This window comes from Bacillus sp. SG-1 (genome assembly GCF_000181495.1).
In the GTDB taxonomy this organism is placed as follows: domain Bacteria; phylum Bacillota; class Bacilli; order Bacillales; family Bacillaceae_B; genus Rossellomorea.
Genome location: NZ_ABCF01000001.1, coordinates 388,286 through 403,818, shown reverse-complemented (window position 1 = coordinate 403,818; position 15,533 = coordinate 388,286). Strand labels below are relative to the sequence as shown.

General features: G+C 46.8%; 11 protein-coding genes. All 11 read right to left on the bottom strand.

The genetic code is table 11. The features are described from left to right. The 11 genes from arsD to BSG1_RS02045 all read right to left on the bottom strand — a co-directional run bounded on the left by arsD (position 1) and on the right by BSG1_RS02045 (position 15,314). On the bottom strand, positions 1-354 hold the full coding sequence (gene arsD, locus BSG1_RS02095) for an arsenite efflux transporter metallochaperone ArsD (protein WP_006835148.1): 354 nt from the start codon (positions 352-354) through the stop codon (positions 1-3). Between the two features lie 104 nt (positions 355-458). After that, positions 459-956: an arsinothricin resistance N-acetyltransferase ArsN1 family A gene (locus BSG1_RS02090; protein WP_044022206.1), complete on the bottom strand. Its 498-nt coding sequence runs from the start codon at positions 954-956 to the stop codon at positions 459-461. A 767-nt stretch (positions 957-1,723) separates the two neighbouring features. Further along, entirely contained in the window at positions 1,724-2,098 is a 375-nt protein-coding gene (locus BSG1_RS02085) for a hypothetical protein (RefSeq protein WP_006835146.1), read from the bottom strand. A gap of 897 nt (positions 2,099-2,995) precedes the next feature. Beyond that, positions 2,996-5,791 carry a VWA domain-containing protein gene (locus tag BSG1_RS02080; RefSeq protein WP_006835144.1) on the bottom strand — a complete coding sequence of 932 codons (2,796 nt, stop codon included), beginning with the start codon at positions 5,789-5,791 and terminating at the stop codon, positions 2,996-2,998. Continuing rightward, complete coding sequence (locus BSG1_RS02075; RefSeq protein ID WP_006835143.1) at positions 5,775-7,598, bottom strand: vWA domain-containing protein; 1,824 nt, start codon at positions 7,596-7,598, stop codon at positions 5,775-5,777. The genes BSG1_RS02080 and BSG1_RS02075 overlap by 17 nt, the downstream gene beginning before the upstream one ends. 9 nt (positions 7,599-7,607) lie before the next feature. Further along, positions 7,608-8,477 (bottom strand): DUF58 domain-containing protein, encoded by an 870-nt coding sequence (locus BSG1_RS02070; protein ID WP_006835142.1) that lies wholly within the window; start codon positions 8,475-8,477, stop codon positions 7,608-7,610. After that, complete coding sequence (locus tag BSG1_RS02065; protein WP_006835141.1) at positions 8,474-9,484, bottom strand: AAA family ATPase; 1,011 nt, start codon at positions 9,482-9,484, stop codon at positions 8,474-8,476. Before BSG1_RS02065 ends, BSG1_RS02070 begins: the two co-directional genes overlap by 4 nt. Before the next feature lie 4 nt (positions 9,485-9,488). Further along, positions 9,489-11,105: a hypothetical protein gene (locus BSG1_RS02060; RefSeq protein ID WP_006835140.1), complete on the bottom strand. Its 1,617-nt coding sequence runs from the start codon at positions 11,103-11,105 to the stop codon at positions 9,489-9,491. Continuing rightward, entirely contained in the window at positions 11,098-11,958 is an 861-nt protein-coding gene (locus tag BSG1_RS02055; RefSeq protein ID WP_006835139.1) for an ABC transporter permease, read from the bottom strand. Before BSG1_RS02055 ends, BSG1_RS02060 begins: the two co-directional genes overlap by 8 nt. After that, on the bottom strand, positions 11,959-12,891 hold the full coding sequence (locus BSG1_RS02050; protein WP_006835138.1) for an ABC transporter ATP-binding protein: 933 nt from the start codon (positions 12,889-12,891) through the stop codon (positions 11,959-11,961). After that, positions 12,888-15,314 (bottom strand): hypothetical protein, encoded by a 2,427-nt coding sequence (locus tag BSG1_RS02045; RefSeq protein ID WP_156791331.1) that lies wholly within the window; start codon positions 15,312-15,314, stop codon positions 12,888-12,890. The genes BSG1_RS02050 and BSG1_RS02045 overlap by 4 nt, the downstream gene beginning before the upstream one ends. Between the last annotated feature and the right edge of the window lie 219 nt (positions 15,315-15,533).

Sequence of the window (15,533 nt, the reverse complement as noted above, 5' to 3'; positions counted from 1 at the left end):
CTATAGTAAATCCAGTTTCACGCGCGGCTTTTTCTCTGTTAGATCCTCCAATTTGATTTCGAACCACTCTGCCAGTTCGCTGTTTGAAGGATACTCGCCTGTCTTCACCAATTCTCCGTTCAATAATACAGCAGGCAGGGCCTCTGGTCCTTTCTCATGAAGCAATTGGTTGATTTCTTTATATTCCACAAAGGCTGCAGGATCATTAGCAAGGTTGAACCTTTTGACATGGAACCCTTTTTTCTCGAGAATGAATGCCGCTGATGCCATCCTGGTTAACTCCGGATCCACACTTGGTCCGCAAACACCTGTCGGACAGCATAGGGCCGGGTCGAAAATTTCAATTTTCGTCATATTTGTCCACTCCAATCTATAAAAAACCAATTCGATTTTTATATAAGTCTATGCTTATATAATAGAACTCTTATATAAGGAATTCAAGAAATTAAATGTTAAGACTATGTTAAGAGCTTTTCCATCGCCATAACGTCGACATATATTCCATCCAGAATCCCCTGGTTTTTAAACGTTCCCACTTCCCGGTAACCGCATTTTTGATAGAGCTGCTGCCCCAGCTTATTAAAGGGAAAGGTGAAAAGAACCAACTTGTGAAACCCATTTTCCCTCGCCTTCACTTCCAGGCTTGATAGAAGCTTTCTTCCTATACCTTTTCCTCTTGAATTTCTTTCTATGTAAACAGAAATGTCTGCCACTCCCGCGTAGGCTTTGCGAGGGCTGTACGGGTTTAAGGACGCCCAGCCGATTACCTCGCCTTCCAATTCTGCGACGATCCCCGTATATCTGCCTTGATGTGCTTTCAACCACTCCGCCATATATGTACGATCTTTGGGTTCCGTCTCCAACGTGGCCACCCGGTCTTCAATCCCCTGATTGTAAATGGTCAAAATCCTGTCGATGTCCCTAATCTCGGCCTTGCGGATGATGATTCTCTCCATACCCAGTCCACCCCTTTTACCGTAGGATAGCATAATCGAGTACGAGTGTAATCATGGAAAGCTCCTGGTCAACTGATATAGGGGGGATTGTTTCTCACGTTCAACAACGGGGTCGATTTTCCCCTTTTGGGATTCCACGGGGTCTATACACCTCTTTAACCGGGTCGAATTTTTCTTTTTGGATTCCACCTAGTCAGACCGCCTCTTCGACCGGGTCGATTCTCTTTTTTGGGGATTCCACCGGGTCCAAACACCTCTTTAACCCGGTCGATTCTCTTTTTTGGGGATTCCACCTGGTCCAAACACCTCTTTAACCCGGTCGATTCTCTTCTTTTCGGATTCCACCGGGTCCAAACACCTCTTTGACATGGCCGATTCTCTTCTTTTCGGATTCCACCGGGTCCAAACACCTCTTTAACCCGGTCGATTCTCTTCTTTTTGAATTCCGCCTGGTCGAAACACCTCTTTAACCCAGTCGATTCTCTTCTTTTTGAATTCCACCGGGTCTATACACCTCTTTAACCGGGGCGATTCTCTTCTTTTTGAATTCCGCCGGGTCTATACACCTCTTTAACCGGGGCGATTCTCTTCACTGGGGATTCCAGCTGGTCTAAACATTACGTGTATCACTAATTTCATTTCTTACCTAGCTTGTGACTCCTCCTCAAGGACATCAACTCATCCCAAACAAAAAATGCCTTTGAGACAACTCTCAAAGACACTAATTTCATATTTCAGCTACCCCACAAAGAAGCTGCACATAGCTGTTATTCATTTATAAAAGGCAGCTCATCTAATTCTTCCACATACTTGTCTTCAAACTTTGAAGGCAGGATATTTTCCTTGGTAAATTCATGTCTGGACACAAGATATTGTTCATCACCATTATCAAAATAGATCTGTGTCTCCTTTGAACTTCCATATTCAGTCTCAGAAAAAACATGTGCTACCTGGTAAAAGCCTCTTTCATTGAATTGGACATTATATTGATGTTTGCTTTCTTCTTCACTCCAAGATTGGTTTAAGGTTTTCTCTTCTATGACGACTTCCCTAGTTTGGAGTTCTGTTGTTACCCGGGTATCTTCCGGCATCCCGGAACTCATTGCAGTTAATACCATTAAAATGGTCAGAGAAAATTGCATCGTTCTCCTCCTTTGGTACTTTGATTTCCGTGATTTTTTGATGTCGATAACAGCAGTCGCTGACTATGTACAAATTTGGTGAAAAATTTTAAGAGACTCGCGTAGATCTATTCATGACACCTTACCCTATACCCAGATGTTTAAGAGCTAAACTTTATTTAAGCTATAAAACTATAATTTTTGTTTCACATAAATTAATAATCAAACTAATGGATGATTCTGGTAAATTATAGAAGGACCCATGCAATCTTTTTAAGGGAGGATTTTGATGGACATTCAAGCAATCACAGCTTATTTTTTGTCTTGTTAGCATTGGTCGGAATCATTTGTTTTTTCATTGGCCATTTTGTACTGAAAAGAACGAAGAGTTTTAAATCCGGTTATAGAACAGTGATTGGAGTAAGTATTCTAATGCTTGTTTTTCTGTTTAATTGGTTTCAATCCTCTGCATCCCATGCTTTTATGGGAACAATACCATGGTTATTCAATCAGGTATTAGCAATTTTTTTATGGGGTTTTTCTCATGATCACATGGTTTCTATTTAAGAGGATAGGAACCAAACTGCAAAATGAAGTTAAATAGAGATCGAATTTACACGCTATCTAATTTTCAAAGGGCTGTTATAACAAAGTGTGGGGTAATTTAATATAAGAGTTTAGTATTGAACATTTGTCGATTGAAGTGGAAGGTGTGCGACCTCCTGCGGGATTAGCGGGACAGGCGAGACCCCGCAGGCGAAGCTGAGGAGGCTCACCGCCCGCCCCGCGGAGTCGCACACCTGGAACGGAAATCGCTTTAGCTATAAGTCTACGAAAAAAGGTACCTCAAATAATCTGCTCCTCCCCTAAAAAAACTCCACAACAGTACAAAACCTGTTGCGGAGCTTTAATTCATCATTACCTTTTCCGTCTATCCTTCGCTTTGAGAAGCTGATTCATTTTATCAGCCCGACTGCTTTCATTAACTTCTGGTTTCTTTTTCTCAGGCGGTCTTTGCACTTTCTTCGGCTTGACCGTTTCAGCAGTCTCAACCGGTTTCTTTTCTGTTTTCGAAACCGCAGTCTTCTTACCTGCAGACGTTTTAAGTTTCTGGAATCGCTCAACCTTTTCTTGCTGGCTCTGTTTCCGCTTTGTTTGTCTCTGAACCTGTTTCTCACTCCACTTGGAGGCTGGTCCCAGCAGGCCAAAGCGGCGGAGGGCAATTTCCAGGAATAGCAGAAAGAATACAGCTAACAACAGCCATTGAGAAATACTAGACTTAGTAAAAGACTTAGGAAGGTCATCCTTATACAAGTTTTCGGACGAGTCGAGGACTTCCCCGCCTCCTGCCGCAGCAATTTCTTCAAGATTGGAACGGTTGGCTGTCAGTAGCTGGTATTCTGAAGAATAGGGAACTGAGATTCCTGTTTTGAATAACCCGGTTCCTTCTTCTCCACTTCCTTCATTTAATTGTAGGAAGTAGTTACCCGGTTGGGCAGCAAAAGTCATTTCGTACTGTCCTGGTCCCGTGGTTTTAAAGGAGGAGGGAATGTGCTCCCCATTATTATTCACCAGTACGGCTTCCATCGGTACCGCCTGAAAATCAGGCTGTGTGATCGTTACCTTCATGTCATTTCCTTCTCTTGCTTGCTTGACTTCGAAAGCGGTGTTTTGATAGTTTGGAAAGCTCCAGGTAATCAGCCTATTCCACATGTCAGGCCAGCCTTCCCAGCTCGGCCAGTCACCCGACCACGCACCGGGAATATCGGAGGTCCATGCGGCTGTACGGCCGATTCCATATTGCCACCTTGCCAGTACCGGATCTTCTTTTCCGCTCATCAGGATGGACTCTGCCCTGCCTTTCAGGGACGTCGCCACATACGTGTTCATTTGCGGAATGCCGCCACTGAATAAATCTGTAAAACCGCTGGCATCTATCACCGTTGGATAAAATGGATCATCCTCTATATAGGTTCTCGTTGTCAGGACGGTTTCCCTTGATAGAATGCTGGGGATGGTGGAAGAATCATTGACATCATAGAATCTGCCTCCACCTTCATCTGACAGCTCTTCAAGGAGCACACTATCCGACCCTTCCCCGATCGCCACAGTTGAAAGGGTAATGTTATTTTCCTTCCCTTCCTGGATGGTAGTCAGATAGTCCGGCGATGTAGCAGACTGGCCATCTGTGAGAAGGATAATATGCTTCCGCTGCAGTTCGAGCGGTGTGAGCTGCTCATAAGCAAGCTCGAGGGAAGGAAAAATATTGGTTCCGCCCCCGGAGGTCAATCCATTAATTTTTTCAATGACTTTCTCTTTATCCTTGATCGGTTCGGTATCGATGATCTGCCACGGCCTGTCATCGAAGGCAATAAACCCGAGCGTATCCTTTTCACGTAGAAGTTCCGCCGACCGGATGGCCGCCTCTTTCGCCAGTTGTATTTTGTATCCTGCCATACTCCCTGAACGATCCAGTACGATGACCATTCCCAGTGATGGCAGCTCTTTCTTGCCTTTCAGGTCCATATCGACGGGAAGCAGTTTTTCAATCGGTGTTTTGAAATATCCTCCCAGTCCAAAGCTGCTGTCTCCCCCAGCCATGATAAAACCTGTCCCGAAATCTTTTACCGCGCTGTGGATCGCGTCCATCTGCTGCTGCGTCACGCTTGTCGCAGGGACATTCACGAACACGATGGACTGATACTGTACATAGCCTGACAGGACGGTTGGCAGCAATTCGGTTGGGATGACATCGACCGACAAGCCGGATGCTGTCAGGGAATCAATCAAGTTTTTCCCTTGACCTTGTTCATCTTCTACAACGAGTACTTTCGGCTCTCCCTTTACATTCGAAAAAGCAAAGGCCTCATTATTCTCGATGATACTGTCTCCTTCGGTGATGACTTCTGCCCGGTATTGCCTGAACCCATCTTCAGCCGCTTTGTGCTGAAAGGTGAAACGGTTCTTTCCCGTTTCGATCGTTACATTGCTGTCAACAATCGGCACTTCATTTTCATAGATTCTGATTCTGCTTTCTTTGCGAACATTGCTTTCGAGTTCAATGTCCAGCTTTGCCGTTTCTCCGCGGAACTGATTGTCGGGGACATCAAAAGAACCCATCGCCACATCTTCACCAAATACCGGATCAACCGGAAAGACGTCGACAGTCAGTCCCTGTTGTTTGAGATAGGCTGCCTGTTTTACAGCATCCCCGGTGTTTTCGTTCCCGTCCGACAGCAGGACGACCCTGCCGTTCGTATAGGATGGAATGAGACTGCCGCCGAGCCTCAGCCCGCTGGATATGTCAGTGCTGTAAGTTTCGAGTTGACTCCGGAACTGTACTCCAGCCTCGGATTTTTCCTTCAATGGACGCTCGACGACCGCACTTCCACCGGCAGACACGACTCCAAACTTATCTTCCCGCTTCATTTCCTTAACTGCCTGGTCAATTGTCTGACGCAGGTGCTCTCTTTGATTGTCCAAGCTGTCAGACAGATCGGCGACATACACAGTCGAGTTCCCTTTTAGGGGTATCAGCACTTGAATCCCGGCCAATGCAAGGACAAGCATTAGGATAATCAGGGAGCGGAACGTGAGAATCAGGCGCTTTTCAAGCAGCGGTATACCTGTCCGGCTTTTCCAGTAGAAAAATAATCCCGTTGCCGCAATGGGCAGGAGCAATAGCCATAATGGCTGATCAAGCTGAAATTCCACGTCGGTACACCTCCCATTCCACGATCAGCAGGATGAATGCCAGCAGTGCCGCCCACTTCCAAAGCGGGTGGATGCTTTTATTTTCTTCCTGTTCTCCTTCACCTGCACTGCCAATAGTAAAGGACTTTTCCGGTGTGATAGCTTGCTCTTTTTCAGGCAGCAATACGGCCAGATAGCGGTCCCTCGTCCCGGTCGCAACCGTTTCTTTCAACTGATAGATACCAGGACTGCCAGGCATCTGCATGGTCTCTGAATCTACTGAAATATCATTTACCGATTGATCATTTTGGACATAAACCATTTCTGCCCCAGTAGCATCAGAAGAAAAGGTTACCTGTCTCTGTTCATTTGGAGAAGCATACCCGAGGGATTGATTTTCCTGTTGAAGAAACTCAAGGGCATTTTTCATAAAAATCGGGAAGCCGGGCTGCAGCGGCCAATCCGAATCTTGCAGGTCGAATCCGACCATCACCAATGGACTGCCATTGAAACTTCCCTTGCTGATGACAGGCTCATCGCCGCTGGAGACGACAGTTTCAAGCTTTGTACTTTCATACGGAGTTCTCTGTTGAAGGTAGACCTTCTCCATCTCCACATAGCTGAGGAGCGGACTGGATTCTGATCCCTTAAGTTCTTCTCCCGCTTCCACTTTCGCTTTCACCCCTAGAGTTCCGCCTACAGCAGGCGACAAAATCAGCTTGGGACCCGCTGGCCATTTTTCTTCCTCGATACCCGTTAAAATGTATAATCCATTTCCACCCTCAGGATACTCCCATTCTCCTGCATCATTTGCAGAGAGGACAACAGGATCATATCCAAGAAGAGGCAGGACTTTTTCCAAAAACGGGTTGGTCTCCCCTGCCAGATACACCTCTGTTTCTGCAGCTCCACCCAAAAATGCGGAAATCCGGTTATCTGCCTCATAGGCATCTTCGTATTCAATCGCCGCTTCATAAAACGGTGATTCTGGAAGGCCTTCGACATACAGCATTTCCGAACTATCCGCTTTTACTTCAATACTTTTTTTCACAATAGCTTCCGTCCCTTGGATAGAAACCTCGATCGTTCGGTCTTCCTCGCTTTCATTCGCTACCGTCACCACACCTGAGATGTTATCTCGCTTCTTAGCAACGCCGAATGAGCGCAGCGAAAGGTTATTCCGCTGATCTCCGATATTATGCACGACAAGCTTGTTGCTTATAGGAACATTGGCGAGCATTTCTTTATTCAGAGAGTCGGTATAGAGATGGATTTCCCCTTCTCCTTCCGGCACCAGTGAAAAAGCATATCCTGCCGCCTGCACCATATTGTCCTCTTCATAGGTCGGGGACAATTGCTTTAATGCGCTTTTCATGACTTGTTTCTCAGATTCACCTGTAAAAATCAATTCCGGAATCCTTCCTCCGGTCAGCAGGCTCATCTTCTGCCCGTCACCAAGTGAGTCGATTATTTCCAGAATGTCTTCTTTCGCTTCTTGGAACCTGGTCCCTTCCCCTTCAGCAGTCTGCATCGAAGCTGAGGTATCGATTACGGCAACCAGGTGATCTCCACTGATTCCTTTTCCGGAAAAATAAGGCTGAGCGAGTGCAAGAATCAGCATCAACACAATCAGAATTTGGAGAAGCAGAAGGAGATGACGTTGAAGCTTCCGCCACCACCGATTTGCTTTCCATTCCTGGATCAGCGAATCCCAGAGGAGCGTGGAGGAAATCTCTTTTTCTGTAAATTCTTTTCGAAACAAATAGAATAATAGTAGAATGGCCAGCGAGCTTCCCAGCCAGAAAAAAGCCGGTGTTAAAAATCCCATGTTTTCACCTCACATTACCCATCCTTTTGCAGCCATCTTGGAGAAAATCAACTCTTCCAGGTCTTGTGCAGACGAACACTGCAAAAAGCCGATTCCCCTTCCCTGGCAAAATTCCTCAAGCCCGGCAGTGTGAGCTTTCAGCCTTTCACTGTAATCCAGAAGAACTCTCTTGCTGATGGAGACTTCACTTTGCTGCCGGGATTCACTGTCAATAAGCTTTAAATCTCCATGGTAGGCTGGATTCAGTTCATCAGGGCTCAATACCTGAATGATCCTGATTTCCTGCCTGGAAGCCTGCATTCGTTTCAATGCTTCTTTCAGCTCTTCTATCGGTTCCAGGAAATCACTGATGATGATACTGAGCCCGTTCCTTTTCTGTTGTATGGTTTGTAGCCCGGTAGCAAAGCTCGTGCTGCTCCCTTCTCCATTCAAATCGGCCAAATAGTTCAACAGCCTGCCGGCATACGCCCGGCCCTTCTTGTATGTAAAAGGCGCGTCACCGGTTCCGACTTGATAGACCGAAATCCGATCATCATTTGCCAGGGACATATATCCAAGGCAGGCCGTAATGGACCGCGCCATTTCCCACTTTCCCTGTGGAACCATCATCGATTTCGACCCATCCAGGAATAAGGATACAAACAGTTCCTGCTCATCAAGATAGCGTTTAATATAATGCTTCTGAGTCCTCGCAAAGGCGTTCCAGTCGATCAACCGCGGATCGTCCCCAAGTGTATATGTCCGGAAATCGGAAAACTCAAGGGAGGTTCCCTGTTTGGAAGAACGCCTTTCACCTTTATGCATCCCTCTTACCGACTTGCGGAGTACAAGCGAATGCTTGGTGGACCGCTGTAAAATCCTTGGAGAAAGCAGGGTCATCCTTTTGCACTCCCTGCTTTGTCCAACTCAGCGAGAACTTCCCGGATGATTTCGTCCTGCGTGACGCCGGATGCCTCTCCTTCGAAATTCAGGAATATCCGGTGACGGAGGACTGGGAATGCGGCTTTCTTCAGATCTCCGACAGAAACGTGATACCTTCCTGAGAACAGGGCCCTGACCCGGGCGATTTTTATTAAGCTTTGCAGTCCGCGGGGACCCGATCCGTACCGGACATTTTTCTTCACGATGTCAGGTGCCCCCTCTTCATCAGGCTGCGTTGTCATGATTAGCGTAACTGCATAATCAAGGACATGGTCTGACAGCACAATTTCTTTTGCAAGTTTCTGAGTTGAGAGGATGAAATCTGCATCCACCTGTTTATTCAGCGAGATTTCCTCTACACCGGTCGTCCTCAGGGCAATTTTTTTCAATTCCTCCCGGCTCGGAGCTTCCACATTGATTTTCAGAAGAAAACGATCCATCTGGGCTTCCGGAAGCGGATACGTTCCTTCCAATTCAATCGGGTTCTGGGTTGCAAGAACGAAGAAAGGATTCGGCAGACGCTTCATTTCCCCGAGCACCGTGACGGTCTGTTCCTGCATTGCTTCCAAAAGGGAGCTTTGGGTCTTCGGTGTCGCCCGGTTGATTTCATCCGCGAGGACGATATTAAAAAATAACGGTCCCGGATGAAAATGAAATGTCTGTCGGCCTTCTTCGTCCGGCTGAATCATCATCGTTCCGGTGATATCTGTCGGCATCAAATCTGGTGTATACTGGATACGCGAAAACTGTAAATCCATGACATCAGATATAGTGCGGACCAGCATAGTTTTACCAAGGCCGGGCAATCCTTCTAGAAGAGCGTGTCCGCCGGCAAAGACGGCCCATAACACCTGTTCGACTGTTTCATCCTGTCCCACGATGAACTTCCCGATTTCCTCCTTGATGTGTTGATACGTTTCAGCTGCCTGCTGCAGCTCCTGTTCTTTCATTGCAAGTTCTGTCAATGGTCTATTCCCCCTGTGGATTCAATTCACTGAAGTAATTCTTCACAACATTTTCGAGGTTACCGGGAAGCGCCATTCTATCGACACTCTCCCTGTACGCCTGTTCATATTCTCCATATACTTCACTATAAGGCCTGGCGGATCCTCTCACAGACGGCGCCTGGCCGGATATCTCTTGTTCACCTGGACCTTGACCAAGCGGGCCGTTTTCGACCGACTGATTATTTTGACCGCCAAGTCGGTCCGGAACGGTCACAAGTTCTCTTGAACCCTGACCACTTCCTGCACCGCCGCCTCCGTTTCCTGAACCTGAACCACTTCCACTGCCGGAACCGGAGCCTGAACCAGAACCGGATCCCGAGCCCGAGCCACTGCCGGAGCCATTTCCAGACCCCGCTCCATTTCCGGAAGAGCTGTTCCCTGATCCCTGGCTACTTCCTTGGCCGCTTTGGCCTTGGGATGCCGATCCGTTACCGTTCGCTGCATTCTGTCCGGAACTGCCCTGACCGGCAGAAGCATCATTGAACGACAATGATTGAGCGGTACCTAAACCAGCGGCGGCCATGCCGTCATTCAAACCGGATGCGAGCTGCTGAAGCGACTTTTGGACAGAAGCGGCCTGGGATAATGAAGACGCTGAAGCCATCAAATCCTCAAGAGACTTTTCAAGTTCTGCCAGCATCTTTTCCAGCTGCTCTTCGGTCAATTGTTCCTCTCCCAGGTTCTCTCCGTCAACCGCCTTCTTCATCTGCCCAAGGGCATCCAGCTCCTCCCCGCTCAGGTTTTGTTTGTTCTTAAGCTTCTCCATCGCTTCCTGGAGTTTTTTCTGATCCATCTCCTTTAATGCTTTGGACAACTCGTTCAGGCTGCTTCCGGCTGCTTCTTCCGAAAGTGCATTCAGTGTTTTTTCAGCCATTTCGGCTTCTTTTTTCAATTCCGCTGCTTTTCTTTCTTTTTCCAATAATTTTTTCAGCGATTGTTCTGCCGTCTTACTTTCATTGAGTTCTTTTTGTAGCTGTGCCAGTTCTTTTTCAAGCTCTTCGCCGCGGTTCTTTTCCTTCTTTTTCGCCAATTTCTCTACTTTTTCTCTCGTTTCTTTCATGATCTTTTCCTCGGCTTCTTTCTGTTCCGCATGCTCCATCACCGTGTTTGGAAATACAAATGACAATGAAATAAGCAAGCCCAGGACAAGTGCAGAATAAAGAGGCTTCCGAGGCAGGTTAAACGGCTTTAATCGATCGACTTGCCTCTTAGTCTCCTTCATCTTGCTCAGCGCATCCCTCCGCTGTAGCTGATGCATGATGTCTTGTTTATCAAGGGCGGATAAGGCGGTCGAAACCGTCTCTTCACCTGTAAAATCATCGTATTTGCGGGCGGCCTCATCTCGTTTGGGCCTGGTGAAAATGGCGTACACCACGAAACCTGCCAAAACAAGTCCGCAGCTTAGAGCCATCTTTTCAATAAGAAATGGGATGATGAAGAGCCTTCCGGCAAACGCCCACACCGCGGCAGCCCCGGCGGCACTTAAAAGGCCATACGCCAATATGACGCTGAAGTGCCTGACCAGGAGTTTCTTCTGAAGCGGTAACAGCAAGGAAAGAAACAGTTTTTGCTCATGCATCCTTCTTTCTTCCTCGTTTGGAAGGTTTCATTCTCGGACGGAGCTTTGAAATGCTGATCCATAGGGATACTGCGGTAATGACCCCAAAGCTGATGACAAAACTGATCCAAAACGGGAAGTCTATCCCTGTTCTGTTCACAAATTCATCTTTCATATTCGGCTCAAAAATCGTCATTAGAACGAATGCAGGATTTGACATAATCATGAAATAGGGAGCCGGATTCGTCTGTGTCCCCGTTCCCATATAAAATGCCGTCATGGCAAACATCGTCAGAAAACCTGTGCCTGCCGTTAACAAGAGGGCTACACCATAGGTTGCAATCATGGACACAATCGTCTTCTGCAGGATCGTAGAGAACAAGATCCCGACACTTCCAATCGTAATGATTGTCATGACATACAAACCAAAAGTTGCTAAAAGGACCCCTGGTGATACACCTCCATATAAAAACACAATGCTATATAGCGGCAGAGAAGCTGAAATCATCAAGAATAAGAAAGCGACAGAAGAAATCAGCTTGCTCAGGATAATGCTTGTCGATGATTGCTCCGTCGTCAGCAGCATATTGAGCGTCTGCCTCTCCCGCTCCCCGCTGATGACACCGGCAGTCAGTCCCGGTGTCATAAACATGATCAAAGCAAGCTGGACCATGGACAGCACCGTAAACATAAATCGGCTTTCCTCCGGCCGGATATAACCTGATTGACTGTGCATCGTGGTGATATAAATGAAGCCGATAGCAATAACGCCCAAAGTGGCCAGGTAAAACAGAATCCCAAGAAAGCTTTTCAGCGACCGCAGCCTTAATTTGATTTCTTTATTCAGTACCGGGTTGATCAGAAGCGATTTCATCTACTCATCCCCTTTCGTAATTTCCAGGAAGATGTCTTCCAGATCTGTTTTCTTCTGAGTGAAGTCTGTTATCAAGAGACCGGCCCCAATGGCTTTTGCCAGAAGCTCCACTTGCTCGCGGTCCGTTCCCGAGTAGGCAAAATGGATCGTCCCCGGCTCCTTTTCATCTCTTATTACTTCCGCTACATGCGGGTCGTCTTCGAAGAAAGCAACTGCCTTTTCGATGTCTTCCATCACAGTGACATTCAAGATTTTGTTTGCCTGCAGCTTCTGATGGATGACCGACACCGAACCGGAAGCGACAAGCTTTCCATTTTCGATGACTCCCAGTTCATCACACATTTCAGCTAGTTCCGGGAGGATGTGGGAAGAAATCAGGATTGTCTTACCCATTGTTTTCAGTTCTTTTAAAATATCCCTCATTTCGATCCTTGCCCGTGGATCCAATCCGGAAGCAGGTTCATCAAGAATCAGCACTTCCGGGTCATGAATCAGGCATCGGGCGAGGCAGAGCCTTTGCTTCATCCCGCGTGAGAGAAGGTCGACGTAGGAATCTTTTTTATGTGAAAGATTCACGAGTTCCAAAAGCTGTGGAATCAGCGCTTTCCGTTCTGCAGCAGTAAGCCCGTAACTTGCTCCATAAAAATCGAGGTATTCGGAAGCCTTGAACTGATCATACACACCAAAGAAATCCGGCATGTAGCCAATCTGCTTTCGTACCATTTTAGGGTCTTTCGTTACATCAAATCCGTTAACATACGCGGTCCCCTCAGTCGGTGCCAGCAGGGTTGCCAGAATGGAGAAGGTGGTCGATTTGCCGGCACCGTTCGGACCCACCACGCCGAAAACCGTCCCTTTTTCAATGGAGAGGTTCATGTCATCAAGTGCGGTAAATGAACCATATTTTTTCGATAAGTTGACGATTTCAATCATTGGACGAACTCTCCTTCTATCGTTACTCCCGGTACAGGTACCTGCGGGTTATTCTTACCTCTTTTTTCAATACGGACAGTCAGTCTGCCGTCCTTGTCAATATAACGGCCGATATTTTCCTCCATCTTGATCTGCCTCAATCCGGACTCCAGCTCCTCTGCTTCTCCGGTTTCCACATCGATGATGAAAATGCCGTCATTACTTACAGCTTCCCTGAAAGTAAGCAGGAGCTTTGAATAATTCACTTCATTTTCCACAACTGAATCTGGAAGCTGGAACACAAGATCATATGTCCCTGGTTCGGCATCCACAAAGTAGTCGTCTCCCATAAACTCCTGGTGGTAGATCATGCCCTCTACGACGGAAACTTTCGGCTCCAGTTGATCATTTCTCAACGTGAATTCTCCACTGTTTTCCGTTTCAATAGAGATAGGCTGCAGGAACAGGTTCAATGATTCTTCATTGACCTCCTTGCCGTTGATCGTCATATCCATAAGAGATTCTTCTGCATAGCCGACAATCAACGGCTTATTTGTTGAAGAATTGTACATTTTCTTATCAAGCGCAAAATGGAGCAGGTTAAATTTCTTCCATTCATCACCCTTTCCATTCTGAACGCTTGGTCCATACATGTGTGGCTGCATGCCCGGGAACGCCCTGGATGCGGTATAACTGTTCGGCGCCCCCACCAATGCGGCCGGCTTCTTTTCAACCTCAACCTTTATCGTTTCTCCTTTTGCGATCGAACCGATTTCGTAGGCACTGCCCCCTGCAAGGATGAATACGTCTTTCAAATCATAGTTCATATTATTGGACACCGTACCCGTGATCAGCGTACCAGCAGCCGACAGATCCCCTTCAATGCGGCCAGTATCTATTGACGAGAATCGGTTCAATATTGAACGGGCAGACCAGAATTCAACATCCTGAAAGATCACTTTCGGACTTTCTCCCGTCGTTTGGACCATTGGATATTTATCGTAATTGACTTGTTCAACAAACTCCTGGTTGAACGGAATAGGATGCAGGCTTTCACTGCCGAATTCTACAGAATAATCCCCTCCGCTGCTGGAAAGCATGGAAGCGAAATGATACCCTGTACCAATGCCTTCCTCATTCACTGAGACAATCGCAGCTTGATTGACGCTTTCACCGCCGGCACGGTCTGATGCCCCGGTAAAAAAGATTCCCAGACTTGTCACGATGGCGATGGACGGGATGATCCACCATCCCCATTCCCGCTTATCCGCCTTTTTCAAAATAAAGTAAAGGACTGGTACGATGATGATAATGTAAGCCGCAAACAACCAAGCTATCAGCGAAACCGGGAGAAACGCGGATGAGAACATCTCCGTTGTGTATCGTAAAATGTCACGAACGCTATCATAAAAAGACATCGGATGATGCATTTGCGAGTCTACAGAAACCGTTAAAATCCTGTTCCACCAGCCACTGTTGCCTTCCCATGAAGCCAAAGGCTCTTCCGAAAGGTTATACGTCAGCTGGGAAACTTTCCCCATCCCAAAGCCTTTCTCGACTGCAAGCGGTTTCCCGCCTTCAACGATCAATTCGTCAGTATTCGAATCCGTTTCCCCAGTCATAAGTGTCATTTCCTGCAGTGATAACGGCTTTTCGCTGTATCCATTGAGAAAAGAGAGATCCTTCAGTTTGTCCTCCCCTGTAACATTCATAGGGATCATAGAAGCCAGATCACCCATCTTCTGCTGCAGATCCGGGGTGCTGCCGATAATCAAGTGGCCGCCCAAATCAATCCACTGCTTCAACGCTGCCTGTTTCTTATCTGGCAATTGATCAATTGAATAGTCATGGACCACCACTGCGTCAAACATATCGAACCCAAGGCTGTCCTCCGGCAATGTCTCAGCCGACAGTGGAAGCACCTCAGGCGTTTCCCCTTGATAGGAAGTCAATTTCAACACATTCATTCCATCAGGATTGTCACTCAACAGTCCAAGAACAAGCTTGTTTTCTTGAATGGTACTTGGCGAGAGATTAGAATCGCCTTTAATTTTGACTTGTTTTCCATCCTCCCATCCGCCTTCATAAAAACGGATGCTTTTTTGCTTGTTTGTATGCATGGGACCGCCAAAGTCATTCATCCCTGGTATAGAAAGCTGAATTCTCTGCTCTGTCCCAGCGGCGATTTCTATAGGAACGACCACATTTTCATAGGCATGATAATACGCACTTGAAGAGATCACCAGATCCCCGGCAAGGTCGTCTCCATCATTTGTAATGGTCACTGTCACAGGAAACGCTTTCCCCTGCTTGACCTTCCCATTGATTCCTTCCTCTACATCAATTGTAATTGATCCTGCTGCGGCAGCTCCCGTTCCCATCCAAGGCATAAATCCCATAAACAGGAACAGCACCGCCAAAATTTTCATTATGTACTGTTTCACCAAAAAACTCCCCCTATTAATCTTCTCTCTATTAAAGACGATGGACAGAACAAAAAAGTTCTCCTTTATTACGAAAATATTAATTTTTTTCTTTTCTGTGAATTCAACCCTCTCCCCCTCTCCTTCCATATCCAGGGCAAAACGAAAGGCGTAATCTCAGTTGTGGGGATTACGCCTTTTTTGACAGCATGTTATTTTGGCTTGTTGTTTAGATTATTT